Below are 17,595 nucleotides of genomic sequence, written 5' to 3'. Positions count from 1 at the left end.
AGCAAATGCTTGCATCGTTAGGTGGCTAAGTTAAGCCAGCATTAACAAAAAAGCCCTGCACATTTGAAGATGTGCAGGGCTTTGAAATCAGCCGTGAAAGCGTAGCCTCAATACCTGTTGGGTTCCATTTCCAGGTCGACGTGGAAACGCTCTGAAATGTCTTTCTGAATACGCTGCGCCAGGTTCAGCAATTGCAGGCCCGTTGCGGTGCCGTAGTTGACCAGCACCAGCGCCTGTAATTTATGCACACCGGCATCACCGTCGCGAAAGCCTTTCCAGCCGGCCCGTTCAATCAGCCAGCCCGCCGCCAGTTTCATTTGCCCGTCGGGTTGCGCGTAGGCCACCAGCTCCGGGTATTGCTCCTTGAGTTGCGCGACCAATGTCGCCGGCACCAAGGGATTCTTGAAGAAGCTGCCGGCATTGCCGAGCACCGCCGGATCCGGGAGCTTTTCGTTGCGAATGCTGCAAATGGCCTGGCTGATATCGGTAGGCGTCGGGTGATCGATGCCCAGCGATGTCAGGCGCTGGCGAACCGGACCGTATTCCAAGTGCAGGTGCGCGGTGCGCGTGAGGGTGAAACGCACCCGCAGAATCAACCAACGCCCCGGCTCCTGTTTGAACAGGCTGTCGCGATAGGCGAAGTTGCACTCGGCCAGCGTGAAGTCCCGCAGCTCACCGGTCTGGCGATTTAGGGCAGTCAGGCCGGCAAAAACGTCTTTGATCTCGACGCCGTAAGCGCCGATGTTCTGCATGGGTGCCGCGCCCACAGTGCCGGGAATCAGGCTGAGGTTTTCCAGCCCCGCCAACCCTTGCGCCAAGGTATGTTGCACAAACGGATGCCACGGTTCACCCGCCTCGGCTTCAATCACCACCTGGTTACCGTCATCGCTCAGCAGGCGAATCCCACGCGTGGCCATGCGCAGCACCAGCGCCTGCACATCAGCGGTCAGCAGCAAATTGCTGCCGCCACCGATCACCAGCACCGGCACATCATGTTCCACCCCATAGGCCAGCGCTTCGCGCACGTCGGCATCGCTATGGGCCTGGGCAAAAAGCCGGGCCTGAACATCCACGCCAAAGCTGTTGAACGGCTTGAGCGAAACCCGCGGTTGAACCTGCAAACTCATAACCGGCCCTTCAATTCGATGACCAGCAGATCGCTGGCGCGCTCGATCAGGTCCAGGACCGTTTCGAAGCCCTGGTCACTGTCGTGATAAGGATCGGGCACTTCATCGATTTCCGACTGGAAGCGACGCAGGAACAGGTCGAGCTCGGCCTTGCTCTTGGCCGGTTGCAAGGCCTTGAGATGGCGCAGGTTGCTGTTGTCCATCGCCAGAATCAGGTCGTAGGTGGCGAAATCGGCACGGCTGACTTGCCGCGCGCGCTGGGCAGACAAGTCATAACCGCGCAACCCCGCCGCGGCCTGGCTGCGCTTGTCCGGGGCCTTGCCGACGTGCCAGTCACCGGTGCCGGCGGAAGCCACTTCGACTTGATCGGCCAGCCCCGCCTCACGCAGTTTGTGCCGCAACACGCCTTCGGCCGTAGGGGAACGGCAGATGTTACCCAGGCAAACGAACAGAACCCGCATCAGGCCTCCAGCAAGCGACGAACGCGCTCGAGGTCTTCAATGGTATCGACCCCGGTGGGCGGTGCGATCAGCGCATCGGCGACGTGAATCCGCACACCGTGCCAGAGCGCCCGCAGTTGCTCCAGAGACTCGGTGTTTTCCAGCCAGCACGGGCCCCAAATGACGAAGTCATGCAGAAAACCGGCGCGGTAGGCATAAATGCCGATGTGGCGGCGATAGGGCACGCCTTCCGGCAACTGCTCGCGGCTCTTGGCGAACGCATCGCGAGCCCATGGCAAGGTGGCACGACTGAACGTCAGCGCCAGGCCATTGAGGTCGCTGACCACCTTGACCACGTTGGGATTGAACAGGGTTTCCACGTCTTCGATCGGCTCGGCCAGGGTGGCCATGCGCGCTTCGGTGTGGGCGGCCAGGTTGGCGGCAACCTGATCGATCACGCTCGGCGGAATCAACGGCTCGTCGCCCTGGACATTGACCACGATGGCGTCCGGGGCCAGGCCCAGTTTTGCCGCAACTTCGGCCAGACGGTCGGTGCCGGAATTGTGATCTTCGCGCGTCAGCACCACTTCAGCACCAAAGCTTTTGCAGGCCTCGATAATGCGCGCATCGTCAGTAGCAACGACCACGCGCTGGGCACCGCTTTTGCTCGCTTGTTCCCAGACGTGCTGGATCATCGGCTTGCCGGCGATCAGCAGCAGGGGTTTGCCCGGCAGACGGGTGGAGGCATAGCGCGATGGAATGACAACGGTAAAGGCGGTGGTCATTTATCCAGACGCTCGTCGGTGGTCAGGGTGCGCGCTTCGCTTTCGAGCATCACCGGGATGCCGTCGCGAATCGGGTACGCCAGGCCGGCGCCCTTGCTGATCAGCTCGGTTTTGTCGGCGCTGAGCTTGAGCGGGCCTTTGCAGACCGGGCAAGCGAGGATATCGAGCAATTTGGTGTCCATGAACATTCCCTGGATAGAAACGGAGTTAAGGCAAAAGACGAGCCGGCAACAGGCGCATCAGCTGCGTATCGAACCAGGCCACGAAGGCCGGCGATGGCGCAGCATCGACCGCCAGGTACCACCAATCGGCGGCGGCGAAGGCACGGCACTTCACCGCGTCTTTTTCCGTCATCACCACTGGCAATGACGGGGTGAAATTCAAGGCCTGCACGCTGTACTCGGCGTGGTCGGCAAATGCATGCGGCACTGGCCGCCAGTGTAGCGTTTCGAGGGTCGTGAAGAAACGCTGGGGATTGCCGATCCCGGCCACGGCGTGAATGGACTGGCCTGGGGGGAAGTGGTCAAGGGGCCGGCGTTCGCCGCTTTGCAGATTGACCAGTGCCGTGGGTTGCAGCCGGAAGGCAAAACCGTCGATGCGGTCGGCCGTAGCACCGTTATAAAGCACCGCATCGACGCTTTGCAGACGCTCGATCGGTTCACGCAACGGCCCGGCTGGCAGGCAACGCTGGTTGCCCAGCCCCCGGGCGGCATCGATCAGCACCAGTTCCAGGTGCCGGGCCAGCCGATAATGCTGCATGCCGTCGTCGGAAAGAATCAGGTCCAGTGGCTCGCTCGCCAGCAAGGCTTTGACTGCGCGGCTGCGGTCCGGGTCGATCATCAACGGCACGCCGGTGCGCTGGACGATCAGCAATGGCTCATCGCCCGCCACGTCCGCGCCTTGATCCGCCTCGACCCGCCACGGCAATTGCGCAGGTTTGGCGCCGTAACCACGACTGACCACGCCAACTCGCAAACCGCTGCGCTGGCAATGCTCGATCATCCACAGAATCAGCGGCGTCTTGCCGGTGCCGCCCACCGTGATGTTGCCGACCACGATCAGCGGCACCGGCGGCTGATAGATCTGGCCCTCACCCGCCAGAAAGCGCTCGCGCTTGCCGATGACCACACGCCGATACAGCCATTCCAGAGGCTGCAACAGCTTCAGCGCCGGATGGCCTTCGTACCATGCAGCAAGCAATCGATCGGACATGGCCATCAGGATGCCGGCGCCGCCTCGACAGTGGTCATGCGCAAGTGACTGAAACCGAGTTTTCCGGCAGCGTCCATTGCGGTGATGACGGACTGGTGGGGGGTCTTGCCATCAGCGCTGATGGACAACGGCAGGTTGGTATCGCCGTTGGATTCTTTCTGTAGCGCTTCCATCAGGCTGGTCAGGTCATTCTTGGGCAACAATTGATTGTTGACCGAGAACACCCCTTCGGCGCTGATGGCGATGTCCAGTTGCTTGGCCTGCTGGTCTTCGGCCGGGGAACCGCTGACCGCTTCAGGCAGGTCGACGCGCAACTGGGTTTCACGGGTGAAGGTGGTGGTTACAACGAAAAACAGCAGCAGGATAAACACCACGTCGATCAACGACGCGAGGTTGATGTCTATCGTTTCCCGTGGTTTACGACGGAATTTCACGCTTTGCCCTCAGCCAGATCCACGTCGCGGTCACCTTGCACTACCTCGACCAGCTTGATCGCTTCCTGCTCCATACCCACCACCAGTTCATCTATGCGGCGTTGCAGGAAACGGTGGAAGAACACGGCCGGGATGCCGACCATCAGGCCTGCGGCGGTGGTGATCAGCGCCTTGGAAATACCACCGGCCAGCACCGAGGCGTTGGTGCCCATGCCCGTGCCCATGAATGCACTGAAAATATCGATCATGCCCAGCACCGTACCCAGCAGACCCAGCAACGGGGCCATGGCGGCGATGGTGCCGAGGGCATTGATGTAGCGCTCGAGCTCGTGAATCACCCGCGCAGCGGCTTCTTCGATGCACTCTTTCATGATCTCGCGACCATGCCTGGAATTCGCCAGACCGGCGGCCAGGATCTCGCCCAACGGAGAGTTGGCACGCAGTTCCTTGAGCTTTTCTTTATTGAGTTGTTTGTCCTTGATCCAGACCCAGACCTGCCCGAGCAAATGCTCCGGCGTCACGCGGCTGGCACGCAGGGTCCACAGACGCTCGGCAACGATCGCCATGGCCGCGATGGAACTCAAAATGATCGGCAGCATCATCCAGCCGCCGGATTTGACCAATTCCCACACAGTGACAGTCCCCTCGAAAAGTGCGCCACTCTAACATAGGGGGTGGACGCACCGAAGACCGCGATGGCGTATCCGGTCGGGCTTCGACAGTTCGGGTTACTGGCTGGATGGTGGCAGATCGCGCCAGAAGCGCCGTTCTTGAAGCATCGTCCACGGCGGCTTGAAGCGCCCCAGTTGCAGACGAATGGCACCTTGATCGGCGCTGTCGTAAATCGTCACCCCGCGCTTTTGATACCGCGCCACGACCACGGGATGGGGATGACCGAAAGAATTGCCGTTGCCACGGGAGATCAGCACCGCTTTGGGTTGCAATACGCTGAGCAACGCCATCGAAGACGAACTGCGACTGCCATGGTGGGGGGCCTGCAACCAATCCGTCTGCACCGCCAATGGACCGTCGAGCAGCACCCGCTCGGCTGCGGCGTCGATATCACCAGTCAGCAGCAACCGCTCGCCATTGGCTTCGATCTGCAGCACGCAGGATTTCTGATTGCTGTCGCTGGCCGATGACCACTGCCAGAGTTGAAACTTCACCCCGTCCCAGTCCCATTGCTGACCGCTCTCGCAGCCCTCGGCCTGCAATTCGTTTGGCAGGGCCTGGTGATCGCCACTCAGGACTTGCTTCACGGGTATTGCGTTGGCAATGGCTCGCGCACCGCCGGCGTGATCGGCGTCGGCGTGGCTGATCAGCATCAGATCGAGTCCGTTCACGCCTAGTTTGCGCAATGATGGCAGTACCACCCGCTCACCCAGGTCGATATCGCCGAACCGTGGCCCGGCGTCATATAGCAAAGTGTGATGGCGAGTGCGCACCAGGACCGCCAAACCTTGACCGACATCCAGTTGCCAGACCTCGGCCATGCCTTCAGGCAATGTGTGCCGGGGCGAAAAAACCAGTAACAGCATCATCGGCCAACCCAACGGGCGCAACGGCACGCCACGCGGCATTAACAGCAGGAAGGCCCCCAGCGTACCGAGCGCCCATGCCCATAATGGAACCGCCACCGGCACCCACGCGGGCAATTGCCCCGCGATCAACGCCAACCCCTTGAACAAAAGATCGATCAGACCGCCGGCCAACCACAGCAATCCTTCGCCCACATAAGGGACGGGCAACAGCATCGTCCCGAGCAAGGCCGGCGGCAGAACCACCAGACTGACCCAAGGCACCGCCAGCAAATTGGCCAGCGGCCCGCTGAGACTGATCGGCAACCCCAGCACCAATAGCAGCGGGCACAGACCGATCGCGATCAGCCACTGGGCACGGGTCCAGGTTTGCCACCAGCGCCACGGCCCCAATCGCCCGCCAAAGGTGAAAATCAGCACCGCGACCGCCGCAAAGGACAACCAGAAACCCGGTTGCAGGCTCGACAGCGGGTCCAGCAGCAAAACACCGTCAAGCGCCAACAGCAGCGGCCACCATGCGCCAAGGTGACGAAACCGTAGTCGCCACAACAGCACCAGACCGATCATCAGGCAAGCCCGGCGCACCGGCACTTCGAAGCCGGCCAGCAGCCCATAACCGAGCGCCGCCGCGAACGCCAGTCCGCATGCCCATGGCAGCCACGGCAAGCGCCCGGGCCATAAGCCATAACGCGCCAACCCGGCAATCAGCAGATACATCACTCCCGCCAGCAAACCGATGTGCTGCCCGGAAATCACTAATAGATGCACGGTGCCGGTGTCTTGCAGCACCTGCCAGTCCTCACGACTCAGCCCGGCGCCATCCCCCAGCACCAACGCCGTCAGCGCTCCCGTTCGCCCCTGGGCATCCACCGCCTGCAAACGCTGACGGATGCCGTCGCGCCAGGCCCATTGCGCCTCCATCAGTCGCTGACCGTCCTTGACAGTCCCGGTGGCGCCGATGTGCCGGGCCAGCAACCAGGCGTCGTAATCGAACGCATGCGGGTTGAGCAACCCGGCAGGACGCTTCAATTTGACCGCCAGCCGCCAATGTTCGCCGCTGTTGACGGACGGCCCGCCATACCAGGCCAGGCGCAGGTGCCGAGGCAGTCTGGTGCGACGCGACTGACTGTCCGTCAGTTCGAAACGCACCACCCCATCGGCCTGCTGCGGCAACCCGGTCACACGACCTTCGAGCCAGCGAGTCTCGCCATCGAGCGTCGCTGCCAGGCGATCATTCAGCGCCCACTGTGCATTCGCGCCCGCCCAACTGAAACCGAACAGCAAAAATGCCAGGGGGAAGGTGCGAAACGGCAACAACATCAAACCCACTACCGGCAACAACAGCCACAACCCCGCCGGCGGTAATACCGGCAAAAAACGCAGGGCCAACAGACCCAACGCCAGCGCCATCATCCCTGTGCGCATAAGCCCGTCCTTGAGAGTTCCAGCCCTAGGCTTAGCCGGTCTGTCGCACGTCCGCCGTTATCAATTGTCACAAAGTCTGAATGGGCGGCTCGTAGAATCAAGACATACTTGCCGCCTTAACCGACCGAGAAGCCTTATGCCCCGGCGCTTGTTCAAACGTTACATGCCAGACCCGACCAGCATCAGGGAACACAAATCCTTACGCTTTCTCGGCACCCTGCTGCATGACCCGAACCTCTGGCACCTCAATCGCCACTCCGTCGCGCGGGCCATGGCGGTCGGTCTGTTCGCGGCGTTCCTGCCCATTCCGTTGCAGATGTTGTTGGCGGCCATCCTTGCCATTGTGGTGCGCGGCAACATGCCGATTGCTGTCAGCCTGGTCTGGCTGACCAACCCGATCACCATGCCGGCGGTGTTCTTTTGCACTTACCAGACCGGTGCCTGGCTGATGGATGTTCCTGCCCGCAGCCTGCCGAATGAGTTGACCTGGGAATGGATCAGCGGCGAACTCTCGAGCCTGTGGCAACCGTTCTTGCTTGGTTCGGTGGTGACGGGGTTGGTGCTGGGTGCCCTCGCTTATTGTCTGGTGATGATGTATTGGCGCTGGTGGGTGAGTCGGCAGTGGAAGCGGCGTAAGAAAAGTCGAATGTGAGAATGTAAAACGGCCTCCAATGCGGAGGCCGTTTTTTTGCGGTGTTTGTACTGACGCCTTCGCGAGCAAGCCCGCTCCCACATGGGTTCTGTGTTGATCACAAAATGTGTAGGCAACACCGATCCTGTGGGAGCGGGCTTGCTCGCGAAGCAGGCAACTCGATCTTCCTTAGGTACGCATCCCGCGCCCACTCACCAGCAACCGCGCACAACCGATATAAAGCACAATGGTCGCCACCAGCATGAAGGCGATTGCCACGCTGATCCTGATATCCGACACACCAAGGATGCCGTAACGGAACGCGTTGACCATGTGCAACACCGGGTTGGCCAACGACACGGTCTGCCAGAACGGTGGCAGCAAGCTGATCGAGTAGAACACCCCGCCCAGGTAGGTCAACGGCGTCAGTACGAACGTCGGAATGATCGAGATATCGTCGAAGTTGCGCGCAAATACTGCATTGATGAAACCCAGCAGCGAGAAAATCGTCGCCGTCAGTACCACCACCAGAACGGTCACGCCCAGGTGATGCACCTGCAATTGAGTGAAGAACAACGACAGCAGGGTCACGATAATCCCGACCATCAACCCGCGCAGCACGCCGCCCAGGGTGTAGCCGATCAGAATCGTATGCGGCGATACCGGCGACACCATCAATTCTTCGATGGAACGCTGGAACTTGCTGCCAAAGAAACTCGACACCACGTTGCCGTAGGAGTTGGTGATCACCGACATCATGATCAGCCCCGGCACGATGTACTCCATGTAGGTGAAGCCACCCATGTCGCCGATCTGCCGACCGATCAGATTGCCGAAGATCACGAAGTACAGAACCATGGTGATGGCCGGCGGCAGCAGGGTCTGCGGCCAGATCCGGGTGAAGCGTTTGACCTCGCGGTAGACGATGGTATTGAGGGCAACGAGGTTGGGTTGCAGCTCGGAACTCATACCGCCACCTTCGACAGATTCTTCTCCACCAGGGACACGAACAACTCCTCAAGGCGATTGGTTTTGTTACGCAGGCTCAACACTTCGATGTTCTGCTGCGCCAATTGGGTGAACAGCGCGGTAATGCCCATGGCTTTGTCGACCTGGACTTCCAGGGTATGACTGTCGATCAGTTTGGCCGGATAACCGAGCAACTGTGGTGCCACTTGCAAGGTGTTCTTCAAATCCAGCAGGAAGGTTTCGACATGCAGTTGGCTGAGCAACTGCTTCATGCTGGTGTTCTCGACAATGGTGCCGTGGTCGATGATGCCAATGTTGCGGCACAACTGCTCGGCCTCTTCCAGATAGTGGGTGGTGAGGATGATGGTGATGCCTTTCTTGTTCAGTTCGGTGAGGAAGGTCCACATCGAGCGACGCAATTCGATGTCCACCCCCGCCGTCGGTTCGTCGAGGATCAGCAGGCGCGGTTCGTGAACCAGCGCTCGGGCGATCATCAGTCGACGCTTCATGCCACCGGACAGGGAACGCGACGGCACATCGCGCTTGTCCCACAGGCCCAGTTGGGTCAGGTACTGCTCAGCGCGTTCCTTGGCGATTTTCGCCGGGATGCCGTAGTAACCGGCCTGGGTCACGACAATGTCGAACGTCTTTTCGAACTGGTTGAAGTTGAATTCCTGGGGCACCACGCCAATGCAGCGCTTGAGCGCCGCCGGCTCCTTGTCCAGGTCATGACCGAAGATATTCACCGTTCCGCTGGTCTTGTTCACCAGGGTCGAGAGAATGCCGATGGTCGTGGATTTGCCGGCACCGTTGGGGCCGAGCAAGGCGAAAAAGTCACCTTCGGCGACGTCCAGATCGATACCACTCAAGGCCTGGAAACCGTTGCCGTAGGTTTTGGTTAGCTGCCGGATGGACAGAGCGGAACTCATATCGGATTACGCACCAAGAAGGGAAGAAAGGAATAAATAAGGGCGGGCGGCGAGCAATACAACCGCGGCGCATGAGCGCAATGGTGCTTGTCGCTGCCGCACAAGTACAGTCAAGCGTGTCGATAGTGAGTATTAAGTCAACGCGGTCATGACTGCCTTCTGATAGGCCGGACGCTGTTTCAACCGCGCGTACCAGGCCTGGAGATGTGGCTGTGGCGCACGCTCGATCGGCATCTCGAACCAGGCATAAATGAAACTGCCCAGGGGAATGTCGCCCATGCCGATCTCATCGCCCGACAGATACGGTTTGGCCGCCAGCGCTTGATCGACCATCGACAGCAGATCGTCACATTCCTTGATCGCGGCCTTGATGGCCGGCCAGTCCTGCTGGTCTGCCGGGGTGCGCAATACGCCCCAGAACACCGTGCGGAACGGGGTGGCAAAACTTGAGGTGGTCCAGTCCATCCACTTTTCGGCAGAGGCGCGGGCCTGCAGGTCTGTCGGATACCAAGCCATATCGCTGGCATGACGGGCCATCAGATAACGGACGATGGTGTTGGATTCCCACAGTACAAAACCGTCGTCTTCGATCACCGGCACGCGGCCGTTGGGATTCATCGCGCGGTACTCAGGCGTGTCGACCACGCCAAAGGCGCCGCCGGCATCGATGGCTTCATAGGCCAGGCCCAGTTCTTCGGCCGCCCACAATGGCTTCCTGACATTCGACGAATTTTTCCGACCCCAGATCTTCAGCATGACCGCCCCTTTTTGGATGAATGCGCAGGCAGCATACGCCGGATCAGGCGCGACTCAAATCGCTCTGCATGTCCCCCAGCAGCACCGGCAGCTGCTCGCCGAACAGATGCGGATAGCACTTCTCCAGGTGTTGGAAAAAGAACGCTTCAGGCACATCGGTGAACTGGCCGTGATCGATCAGGTATTCCATCAACTGCTCGCCGTTACGATTGAAGGGATGAAACACGCTGTCGTTGATCCCGTCGAACTCCAGCGGCGCAACATTGAACAGTTCACAGAGTTGTTGATTGAACGCAGGGGTGGCCTTGACCCAACGATCGTTCAGATACAACTCGGTGTAACCGTGCATGGCGAACACATCGCTTTTGAGTAATTCGAGCAGGCGCGGCGTCGACAGGTGATTGCGCACATCCGCCAGACCGATCCGCGCCGGGATCCCGCAATGCCGGGCTGCACCGGCGAGCAGCGTGGCTTTGGGCACGCAATAACTCTCCCCGGCCGCCAGCGCATAGCTGCCGCGCAAGGTCTCTGGATCGCGGCTGAAGGTGTAAGGGTTGTAGCGCACGGCCTCGCGCACCGCGTAATAGAGATTGATCGCCTGTTCAAGCGGATCGCGCCCGGTACCACGATGTTTTTCGGCGAACTCCACCACCGAGGGGTGGTCACTATCGATGAAGCGGCCGGGGCTTAGACATGCGTGCATGGGAACAATCTCCTGGGGGAAGCCACGAGTCTAGCGACACCTTCAGCACAGAGATAACGACGTTTCGGCCAAATATCAGCGTTTGCCGCGCTGTCAATAACAGCGCTCAACCACCTGTCCTCGAGATACCTGACAAGTTTCAGCCGTTGAATCCTACAAACTCAGACCTATCGCTCTGACCTCCACTTTTATGGATGCCGTCTAAGCTCTGAAAGTGGTTTTGCCCCTGGCTTCATGGAGAATTGAATATGTTGCTGTTGTGGATACTGGTTCTGGTGGTCGGGATTGCCTATCTGGCCCATCGCCGCACCGCGCCTCTGCCCGCCTTGGGCATCATCGCTGTCTATCTGTTGGCGATGGGCATCTTCAGCCCTGCCCCCGTCTGGCTCATGCTGATTTTCTGGGTGATGCTCGCAGCCGTGGGCGCTTTCCTGTTGCTGCCGGATCTGCGCCGAAAACTCTTTACGGCACCGATGTTCAGCTGGTTTCAAAAAAACTTGCCGCCGATGTCGCAAACCGAACGTGAAGCCATTGAAGCGGGCACGGTCTGGTGGGACGGCGAGCTGTTCAGCGGTCGTCCGGACTGGAACAAGCTGCTGGCTTATCCAAAAGCGCAATTGAGCGAAGAGGAACAAGCGTTCATCGATGGCCCGACCGAAGAGCTCTGCGCCATGGTCAGCGATTGGCAGATAGGCCAGTTGCTGGACCTGCCGCCCAAGGCCTGGGATCACATCAAACAACATGGCTTTTTTGCCCTGATCATCCCCAAGGAATATGGTGGCAAAGGCTTCTCGGCTTATGCGCACTCCCAAGTGGCGATGAAACTGGCCACCCGCAGCGGCGACCTGGCATCGACCGTCATGGTGCCCAATTCCCTCGGCCCGGCGGAGCTGCTGCTGCATTACGGCACCGACGAACAACGCAATCATTACCTGCCACGGCTGGCCCGTGGCGACGATATCCCCTGCTTTGCCCTGACCGGCCCGATGGCGGGCTCCAACGTCGGCGGGATGACCGACACCGGGGTCATCTGCAAAGGTGAATGGGAGGGCAAGGAAACCCTTGGACTGCGCCTGAACTGGGAAAAGCGCTACATCACCCTCGGCCCGGTGGCGACCTTGATCGGCCTGGCGTTCAAGGCTTATGACCCGGATCATCTGCTGGGCGACAAAGTCGACCTGGGGATCAGTCTCGCCTTGATTCCAACCCAGACTCCCGGTGTAGAAATCGGTCGCCGCCACTTGCCGCTGGGCGCCTCGTTCATGAATGGCCCGAACTCCGGCAAGGATGTGTTCGTACCGCTGGAATTCATCATCGGCGGTCAGGAGATGCTCGGCGAGGGCTGGATGATGCTGATGAACTGCCTGTCGGTCGGGCGTTCCATTTCGCTACCTGCCATCGGTACCGCTGCGGGCAAGTTCACCAGTCTGGTGACGGGCCAATACGCGCAGGTTCGCGAACAATTCAACGCACCGCTGTCAGCCTTCGAAGGGATTCAAGAGGCACTGGCGCGGATTGGCGGCAATACCTGGCTGATGGACAGCGCACGGATGCTCACCGCCAACGCGGTCGACCTCGGCGAAAAACCCTCCGTACCTTCGGCCATTATCAAATACCACCTCTCTGAACGCGGTCGCGAATGCATCAGCCACGCCATGGATGTTCACGGCGGCAGGGCTATCATCATGGGCCCGAACAACTACTTGGCGCGTAGCTGGCAAGGTGCACCTATTTCCGTCACGGTCGAAGGTGCGAACATCCTGACACGCAGTTTGATGATCTTCGGCCAGGGCGCTATTCGCTGCCATCCGTTCGTACTCAAGGAAATGGCCCTCGCCCATCGCGAAGACAAACAACAGGCACTGATCGAGTTCGATGCGCTGCTGCTCGACCATATTGGTTTTGCTGTATGCAATGCCTCCAGCACGCTGGTGCTGAACCTCGGCCTCGGGCATTTCGAACACATGCCCGGGGACAGGCTCAGCCAAGGCTACTTCCGCGCCCTCAACCGTCAGGCCGCAGCTTTTGCTCTGCTTGCAGACCTGAGCATGATGCTGCTGGGCGGTGATTTGAAACGTCGCGAACGGCTGTCCGCACGTCTGGGCGACGTACTCAGCTACCTGTATCTGGCCTCCGGCGCACTCAAGCGTTATCACGATCTCGATTCGCCGGAGCATATGCGTCCGCTATTCGCCTGGGCCATGGAAGAGAGCCTGGGTCAGTCCGAACGTGCGCTGGACGAACTGCTGACCAACTTCCCGAACAAGGTACTTGGATGCCTGCTGCGGGTGATGGTGTTTCCGTTCGGTCGTCGCCACAGAGGCCCGTCGGACAGGCAGGCGGCCGACGTCGCAGCCGTCATCGGCCGCCCCAAGGGCGATCCTGCGCTTGAGGAGTTGCTGGGCGGCTGCTATCGCCCGCAATCACCCGAGGATTCGGTCGGCGCCCTGCAGCACGCTTGCGATTTGCTGAACGCCGCCAAGCCGCTACAGAAAAAACTCAATACGGCACTGAAAAGTCGCCAGGTCAAACCCGATGTCGGAGAGTCTCCCATCGATGCCGCCCTGGAGGCTGGCGTCTTGCAGCCGCTTGAAGCCCAGACCTTGCGCGAGGTAGAAGTGGCGCGACGCAAGGTGATTGATGTCGATGATTTCGACCCGAAGGAGCTGGTATTGGCCAAAGGCAAGGTCCGCTGATCCGGCGGACCCTGTGTCTTGCATGGGGCTCTTTAATATGTGAAAAGGGGCGCAGGAGCTTTATACTCCCGCGCCCGTTTTGCTCTTGAGGACTTATCTCGTGTCCAATGTCGTTGCCGATCATCTCGTCTTGCTCGACCACCTGCGCAGCATCCTGGTCGCCGTAGGTGAGGCCGAACAGGTTCCCGAAGAAAGCCATGCCTTGTTTCTGGAGCGCTTCGACGAACTGCGTGCATTGCTGCCGGTCGACCCGATCGAAAGCCAATACCTGGGCCAGGACATTCTGTGTCAGGTGATCACTCGCTACCCGCAAATCGCCCACCTGGTCCCGCGCGACCTGTTGTGGTACTTCGCTGGCGACTGCCTGCATTACATGCCCGATGATGAAATCGATCTGTACCAGGCTCTTGAAGAGCGTCGCTTCGAAGCCGAACAGAACGACGAACCGTTCGACTGGAATCAGGAAAAACAGCTGCTGGCGATGTCGAACCAGGACAGCAAGCACTGATCCCACAGTCAGTAATGCAAAAGGCCCGCATGGTTGAACATGCGGGCCTTTTTTGTGGCATCGCCGAGTGATGTGGTGTTTGGGCTGCCGTCTTCGCGAGCAAGCCCGCTCCCACATTTGATCTTCAGTGGACACAGATTCTGTATACGACAGAAATCCACTGTGGGGGCGGGCTTGCTCGCGAAAGGGTCCTTCAGAGCAACCCATCACTTTCGGGCAACTCATACTCTGCCGCGACCTTGCCCAACCCGCTTGGCTTGCCCGGCCTGCTCAAGGTCGGCTCCTTCTCCAGGCACTCCACCAGGTAGTCGATAAGCACCCGTAACTTGGGCGGTAGATAGCGGGTTGGCGAATGCAGCAGCCAGGCGCCTCCGTGGTAGGACGCCAGAAAAGTCCAGTCCGGCAGAACCTGCACGATCAGCCCCTGTTCCAGCGCATAACGGGCGGTGAAGTACGGCAGGCTGCCGATTCCGATGTGTTGCAATACCGCGCCCAGTCGCACGCCCGTGTGATTGGCGGCATAACGTCCGCGCACGCCGACGGTCACGGCTTTGCTGCCTTTCTTGAATTTCCAGCGCGCATCGCTCGGGGTTTCGCCCAGGTAGATGCAGCTGTGGTTGAGCAAATCATGGGGATGGGTCGGGGTGCCGTGTTCGGCCAGGTACTGCGGCGTTGCACAGAGTAAATGATCGATGGTCAGCAACTGCCGCCCCACCAGCCCCGCTGGCGGGCGATCGGTAATGCGGATCGCCAGATCGACGTTGTCGTCGATCAAATCCACCTGACGGTCCTCGAGCAACAACTCCACATTCACTTTGGGATAGCGCCGCAGAAATTCGGGCATGTGCGGATGAATCACGAATCGTCCGACAGCCTTGGGCACGCTGACACGCACCAGCCCTTCCGCTTCATGGGTGAACTGTCCGCTGATTTCCATCACCGACTTCGCCGCGCTGACCATCTCCTGGCAACGCTTGAACACCTCTTCGCCACCGTCACTCAGGCGTAGCTTGCGCGTAGTGCGTTGCAGCAGACGCGTGGCGAGTGCCTTCTCCAGCCGCGAAATGCTGCGACTCACCGCCGAGGGTGAAGAACCCAGTTGGCGTGCCGCTTCGGAGAAACTGCCGGTCTCGACAACCTTGACGAAAATCGCCATTTCACCGAGCAGAGGCAGGGGAAGATTTATGCTCACAGCGCAACAGTCCTTTGATGATTGAACGGATTATCACGCAATTCCGGGGTTCATATAATAAAAATAGAATCTTTAATAAGAGCATGGAATATGACGCTTCGCCTCTTCTTCCATAGTGATGAGCTCAAGGCCAACGTGGAAGTCCTGGAATGCACACCCCAGGAGAACGAATTCGCTGTGGTGCTGCGGGCCACACTGTTTCATCCTCAAGGCGGCGGGCAACCCTGGGACACCGGTTGGATTGGCGAAAGCCAGGTGCTGCGCGTGGTTCAGGATCCGGACCGGATCATCCATTTCGTCGACCACCCGGTAAAACTCGGCATGACCCAGATTCGGGTCGACGAGCAACGCCGCCAGTTCAACACGCGCATGCATTCGGCAGGGCACCTGATCGGTCACTTCGTCCAGGCAATGGGCTGGATGCCGATCAAGGCTCATCACTGGCCCGATGAAGGACGCGTTCAGTTCAAACCGGGTGATAACGCGCAGGAAGTCGATGCCCAGACGATTCAACACGGCATCGAGCAATGGATCGCCCATGACCTGCCGCGCTTGACGTCGTTGCGCGAAGGCGCCCGGGAAATCGGTTTCGGTGAACTGCCCGCCTACGGCTGCGGCGGCACCCATGTACAGAGCCTGAAGGATTTGGGCACGGTCACGATCGCTTCCCTTTCACAGAAAAAGGGAACGCTGTCAGTCCACTACAGCGTGGATTGAGCATTTGGGCGATGTCGGCCCCGTCATCGCCTGACGCCGGGGGAGTCTGCGTTCGCAGCCTCTGTTGACTATCGATAGATGGACCTAAAGACATGATGCTTGACGTCGAGCGTCTCGATGAGACGTGCATACAAAAACTGGCCAATGAAGAAGTCCTCGCCATCCGCGTCAAGGGCTTGTTGCCTGAGCCGCTGGCGATCCAGATCGGCGACAAGATCCTCGCCCCTGGCTTCGAAGGCTATATCAACGCGCCGAGCATCGGTCGTATTGGCATGGCGTTTTATGAAGCGGAAAACCAGCCGCTGCTGATCGAGGACTATTTCGAGCGTGCCACCAGTAACATCGCCGAGTTGCGCAGCCGTTGTGCACCCTACTCCTCTCCTGTCGACACGCTGCGCTGCATGCTCGACGAGTCCTGGCCGGCGGGAGCGCATCTGGAAAATCTCTATGGCCGCAAGATGTATGTTGGCCTGTCCCGGGTCGTGAAGCCCGGGGTGTGCTTCCTCGCCCATCACGATATTTTCGCCAAGGACGCCCCGGACAGTTTCCAGGCCAGAAGCCTGGAAGCGCAGTTCGCCTGCAACGTCTACCTGAACATGCCGACCGAGGGCGGCGCGTTGCAGATGTGGGACCACGACATTTCTCCCGACCAGTTCGATGAAATGCGTGGTGACAGTTACGGCATCGACCCGGCCTTGCTCGGCCCTCCGACCCTGGAGATTCGTCCTGAGCCGGGTGATTTCATCATGTTCAATTCGCGCTGCATGCACTCGGTGACCCCGGGGGTGGACGATCCGCGATTGAGCCTTTCCTTCTTTGTCGGCTATCGCGGCAATGCTTCACCCCTGACTTTTTGGAGTTGAGATGTTTTCGAATTACCTGGGCGAGTTTCTGGCACTGGCAACCATCCACTTTCTGGCCGTGGTCGCCCCCGGACCGGATTTTGCCGTGACCATCCGCCAAAGCGTGCGTTTCGGCCGCCTAGTGGGGATTTGCACGGCCCTGGGCATCGGCGCGGGCATTTCCGTGCATGTGCTTTACACCTTGCTCGGCGTCGGCGCGCTGATGCACACCACGCCCTGGTTATTGACGGTGGCCAAGGTTGTGGGGGGCGCCTACATTTTGTACCTCGGCGTGAGCCTGCTGCGTAGCAAACCCAAAACTGTGCTGGAGGGCGACAAAGGTGCAGACGAGCCCGTGGTCGAGCAAACATTGCTGAAGGCGTTCACCACAGGTTTTCTAACCAATGCCACCAACCCCAAGGCCACCCTGTTTTTCCTGGCGATCTTCACCACGATCATCAGTGCCACGACACCGCTGCAGATTCAGGCGCTATACGGGCTATGGATGTGTTTCGTGAATGCCTTGTGGTTCGTGATCGTGGCCCTGTTCTTTTCCAGCGCCCGGGTACGACTGCTGTTCATGCGCATGGGGCACTGGTTCGAACGAACCATGGGCGTGATCCTGATTTTGTTCGCTGGCCGGTTGATTCTGTCGATGTAAAACAAACAAACGCCTCTAGTCTGACTGACG

At 59.6% G+C, this 17,595-nt stretch carries 19 protein-coding genes; 6 read left to right on the top strand and 13 right to left on the bottom strand.

What is annotated here, in order from left to right; genetic code table 11:
- Positions 1 to 107 precede the first annotated feature (107 nt).
- The 8 genes from murB to ABH909_RS10860 form a co-directional block, all read right to left on the bottom strand.
- Positions 108 to 1,127 (bottom strand): UDP-N-acetylmuramate dehydrogenase, encoded by a 1,020-nt coding sequence (gene murB / locus ABH909_RS10895; protein ID WP_429432988.1) that lies wholly within the window; start codon positions 1,125 to 1,127, stop codon positions 108 to 110.
- The gene (locus ABH909_RS10890) at positions 1,124 to 1,588 is read right to left on the bottom strand and encodes a low molecular weight protein-tyrosine-phosphatase (RefSeq protein ID WP_429432986.1); all 465 of its coding nucleotides are present in this window, start codon (positions 1,586 to 1,588) and stop codon (positions 1,124 to 1,126) included. The genes murB and ABH909_RS10890 overlap by 4 nt, the downstream gene beginning before the upstream one ends.
- The gene (kdsB, locus tag ABH909_RS10885) at positions 1,588 to 2,352 is read right to left on the bottom strand and encodes a 3-deoxy-manno-octulosonate cytidylyltransferase (protein ID WP_429432984.1); all 765 of its coding nucleotides are present in this window, start codon (positions 2,350 to 2,352) and stop codon (positions 1,588 to 1,590) included. Before kdsB ends, ABH909_RS10890 begins: the two co-directional genes overlap by 1 nt.
- Positions 2,349 to 2,534 carry a Trm112 family protein gene (locus ABH909_RS10880; protein WP_003179363.1) on the bottom strand — a complete coding sequence of 62 codons (186 nt, stop codon included), beginning with the start codon at positions 2,532 to 2,534 and terminating at the stop codon, positions 2,349 to 2,351. The genes kdsB and ABH909_RS10880 overlap by 4 nt, the downstream gene beginning before the upstream one ends.
- A 25-nt stretch (positions 2,535 to 2,559) precedes the next feature.
- Positions 2,560 to 3,570, bottom strand: coding sequence for a tetraacyldisaccharide 4'-kinase (gene lpxK, locus ABH909_RS10875; RefSeq protein ID WP_429432982.1), 1,011 nt, complete (start codon positions 3,568 to 3,570; stop codon positions 2,560 to 2,562).
- Entirely contained in the window at positions 3,570 to 3,998 is a 429-nt protein-coding gene (locus tag ABH909_RS10870) for an ExbD/TolR family protein (protein WP_007904055.1), read from the bottom strand. Before ABH909_RS10870 ends, lpxK begins: the two co-directional genes overlap by 1 nt.
- Positions 3,995 to 4,630: a MotA/TolQ/ExbB proton channel family protein gene (locus tag ABH909_RS10865; protein ID WP_008067747.1), complete on the bottom strand. Its 636-nt coding sequence runs from the start codon at positions 4,628 to 4,630 to the stop codon at positions 3,995 to 3,997. The genes ABH909_RS10870 and ABH909_RS10865 overlap by 4 nt, the downstream gene beginning before the upstream one ends.
- A gap of 96 nt (positions 4,631 to 4,726) precedes the next feature.
- Positions 4,727 to 6,961, bottom strand: a complete 2,235-nt coding sequence (locus ABH909_RS10860; RefSeq protein ID WP_429432980.1) for a DNA internalization-related competence protein ComEC/Rec2 — start codon at positions 6,959 to 6,961, stop codon at positions 4,727 to 4,729.
- 136 nt (positions 6,962 to 7,097) lie between these two features.
- Between ABH909_RS10860 and ABH909_RS10855 the strand changes: the two genes are divergently transcribed.
- A complete protein-coding gene (locus ABH909_RS10855) occupies positions 7,098 to 7,613 on the top strand; it encodes a DUF2062 domain-containing protein (RefSeq protein WP_429378453.1) in 516 nt (171 codons plus the stop codon).
- Between the two features lie 168 nt (positions 7,614 to 7,781).
- On the opposite strand, the gene ABH909_RS10850 is transcribed toward ABH909_RS10855, so the two are convergent.
- From ABH909_RS10850 to ABH909_RS10835, 4 genes are all read right to left on the bottom strand, one after another.
- Positions 7,782 to 8,561 (bottom strand): ABC transporter permease, encoded by a 780-nt coding sequence (locus ABH909_RS10850; protein WP_429432978.1) that lies wholly within the window; start codon positions 8,559 to 8,561, stop codon positions 7,782 to 7,784.
- Complete coding sequence (locus ABH909_RS10845; protein ID WP_095634883.1) at positions 8,558 to 9,490, bottom strand: ABC transporter ATP-binding protein; 933 nt, start codon at positions 9,488 to 9,490, stop codon at positions 8,558 to 8,560. The genes ABH909_RS10850 and ABH909_RS10845 overlap by 4 nt, the downstream gene beginning before the upstream one ends.
- 132 nt (positions 9,491 to 9,622) lie before the next feature.
- Entirely contained in the window at positions 9,623 to 10,246 is a 624-nt protein-coding gene (locus ABH909_RS10840) for a glutathione S-transferase family protein (RefSeq protein WP_429432976.1), read from the bottom strand.
- A 43-nt stretch (positions 10,247 to 10,289) separates the two neighbouring features.
- Positions 10,290 to 10,949, bottom strand: coding sequence for a transglutaminase-like domain-containing protein (locus ABH909_RS10835; protein WP_429432974.1), 660 nt, complete (start codon positions 10,947 to 10,949; stop codon positions 10,290 to 10,292).
- A gap of 248 nt (positions 10,950 to 11,197) precedes the next feature.
- Here ABH909_RS10835 and ABH909_RS10830 point away from each other — a divergent pair, with 248 nt between their 5' ends.
- Together ABH909_RS10830 and ABH909_RS10825 are read left to right on the top strand one after the other, a co-directional pair.
- Positions 11,198 to 13,645, top strand: coding sequence for an acyl-CoA dehydrogenase (locus ABH909_RS10830; protein ID WP_429432972.1), 2,448 nt, complete (start codon positions 11,198 to 11,200; stop codon positions 13,643 to 13,645).
- Between the two features lie 100 nt (positions 13,646 to 13,745).
- On the top strand, positions 13,746 to 14,153 hold the full coding sequence (locus tag ABH909_RS10825; RefSeq protein WP_007905217.1) for a PA2817 family protein: 408 nt from the start codon (positions 13,746 to 13,748) through the stop codon (positions 14,151 to 14,153).
- A 193-nt stretch (positions 14,154 to 14,346) separates the two neighbouring features.
- Here ABH909_RS10825 and ABH909_RS10820 read toward each other — a convergent pair whose 3' ends face one another.
- Positions 14,347 to 15,345, bottom strand: coding sequence for a LysR substrate-binding domain-containing protein (locus ABH909_RS10820; RefSeq protein ID WP_429432970.1), 999 nt, complete (start codon positions 15,343 to 15,345; stop codon positions 14,347 to 14,349).
- Positions 15,346 to 15,435: 90 nt separating this feature from the next.
- Between ABH909_RS10820 and ABH909_RS10815 the strand changes: the two genes are divergently transcribed.
- From ABH909_RS10815 to ABH909_RS10805, 3 genes are all read left to right on the top strand, one after another.
- Entirely contained in the window at positions 15,436 to 16,062 is a 627-nt protein-coding gene (locus tag ABH909_RS10815) for an alanyl-tRNA editing protein (RefSeq protein ID WP_429432968.1), read from the top strand.
- A gap of 92 nt (positions 16,063 to 16,154) precedes the next feature.
- The gene (locus tag ABH909_RS10810) at positions 16,155 to 16,925 is read left to right on the top strand and encodes a 2OG-Fe(II) oxygenase (protein WP_429432966.1); all 771 of its coding nucleotides are present in this window, start codon (positions 16,155 to 16,157) and stop codon (positions 16,923 to 16,925) included.
- A 1-nt stretch (position 16,926) separates the two neighbouring features.
- Positions 16,927 to 17,565, top strand: coding sequence for a LysE family translocator (locus tag ABH909_RS10805; RefSeq protein WP_095634876.1), 639 nt, complete (start codon positions 16,927 to 16,929; stop codon positions 17,563 to 17,565).
- Positions 17,566 to 17,595: the final 30 nt, after the last annotated feature.

This window comes from Pseudomonas sp. BS3782 TE3695 (genome assembly GCF_050435305.1).
Lineage (GTDB): Bacteria > Pseudomonadota > Gammaproteobacteria > Pseudomonadales > Pseudomonadaceae > Aquipseudomonas.
This window is presented reverse-complemented; position numbering and strand designations above follow the sequence as displayed.

Coding starts and splice junctions, on each gene's coding strand:
- murB (WP_429432988.1), bottom strand. CDS start 1,127: ATGAGTTTGCAGGTTCAACCGCGGGTTTCGCTCAAGCCGTTCAACAGC.
- ABH909_RS10890 (WP_429432986.1), bottom strand. CDS start 1,588: ATGCGGGTTCTGTTCGTTTGCCTGGGTAACATCTGCCGTTCCCCTACG.
- kdsB (WP_429432984.1), bottom strand. CDS start 2,352: ATGACCACCGCCTTTACCGTTGTCATTCCATCGCGCTATGCCTCCACC.
- ABH909_RS10880 (WP_003179363.1), bottom strand. CDS start 2,534: ATGGACACCAAATTGCTCGATATCCTCGCTTGCCCGGTCTGCAAAGGC.
- lpxK (WP_429432982.1), bottom strand. CDS start 3,570: ATGGCCATGTCCGATCGATTGCTTGCTGCATGGTACGAAGGCCATCCG.
- ABH909_RS10860 (WP_429432980.1), bottom strand. CDS start 6,961: ATGCGCACAGGGATGATGGCGCTGGCGTTGGGTCTGTTGGCCCTGCGT.
- ABH909_RS10855 (WP_429378453.1), top strand. CDS start 7,098: ATGCCCCGGCGCTTGTTCAAACGTTACATGCCAGACCCGACCAGCATC.
- ABH909_RS10850 (WP_429432978.1), bottom strand. CDS start 8,561: ATGAGTTCCGAGCTGCAACCCAACCTCGTTGCCCTCAATACCATCGTC.
- ABH909_RS10845 (WP_095634883.1), bottom strand. CDS start 9,490: ATGAGTTCCGCTCTGTCCATCCGGCAGCTAACCAAAACCTACGGCAAC.
- ABH909_RS10840 (WP_429432976.1), bottom strand. CDS start 10,246: ATGCTGAAGATCTGGGGTCGGAAAAATTCGTCGAATGTCAGGAAGCCA.
- ABH909_RS10835 (WP_429432974.1), bottom strand. CDS start 10,949: ATGCACGCATGTCTAAGCCCCGGCCGCTTCATCGATAGTGACCACCCC.
- ABH909_RS10830 (WP_429432972.1), top strand. CDS start 11,198: ATGTTGCTGTTGTGGATACTGGTTCTGGTGGTCGGGATTGCCTATCTG.
- ABH909_RS10815 (WP_429432968.1), top strand. CDS start 15,436: ATGACGCTTCGCCTCTTCTTCCATAGTGATGAGCTCAAGGCCAACGTG.
- ABH909_RS10810 (WP_429432966.1), top strand. CDS start 16,155: ATGATGCTTGACGTCGAGCGTCTCGATGAGACGTGCATACAAAAACTG.
- ABH909_RS10805 (WP_095634876.1), top strand. CDS start 16,927: ATGTTTTCGAATTACCTGGGCGAGTTTCTGGCACTGGCAACCATCCAC.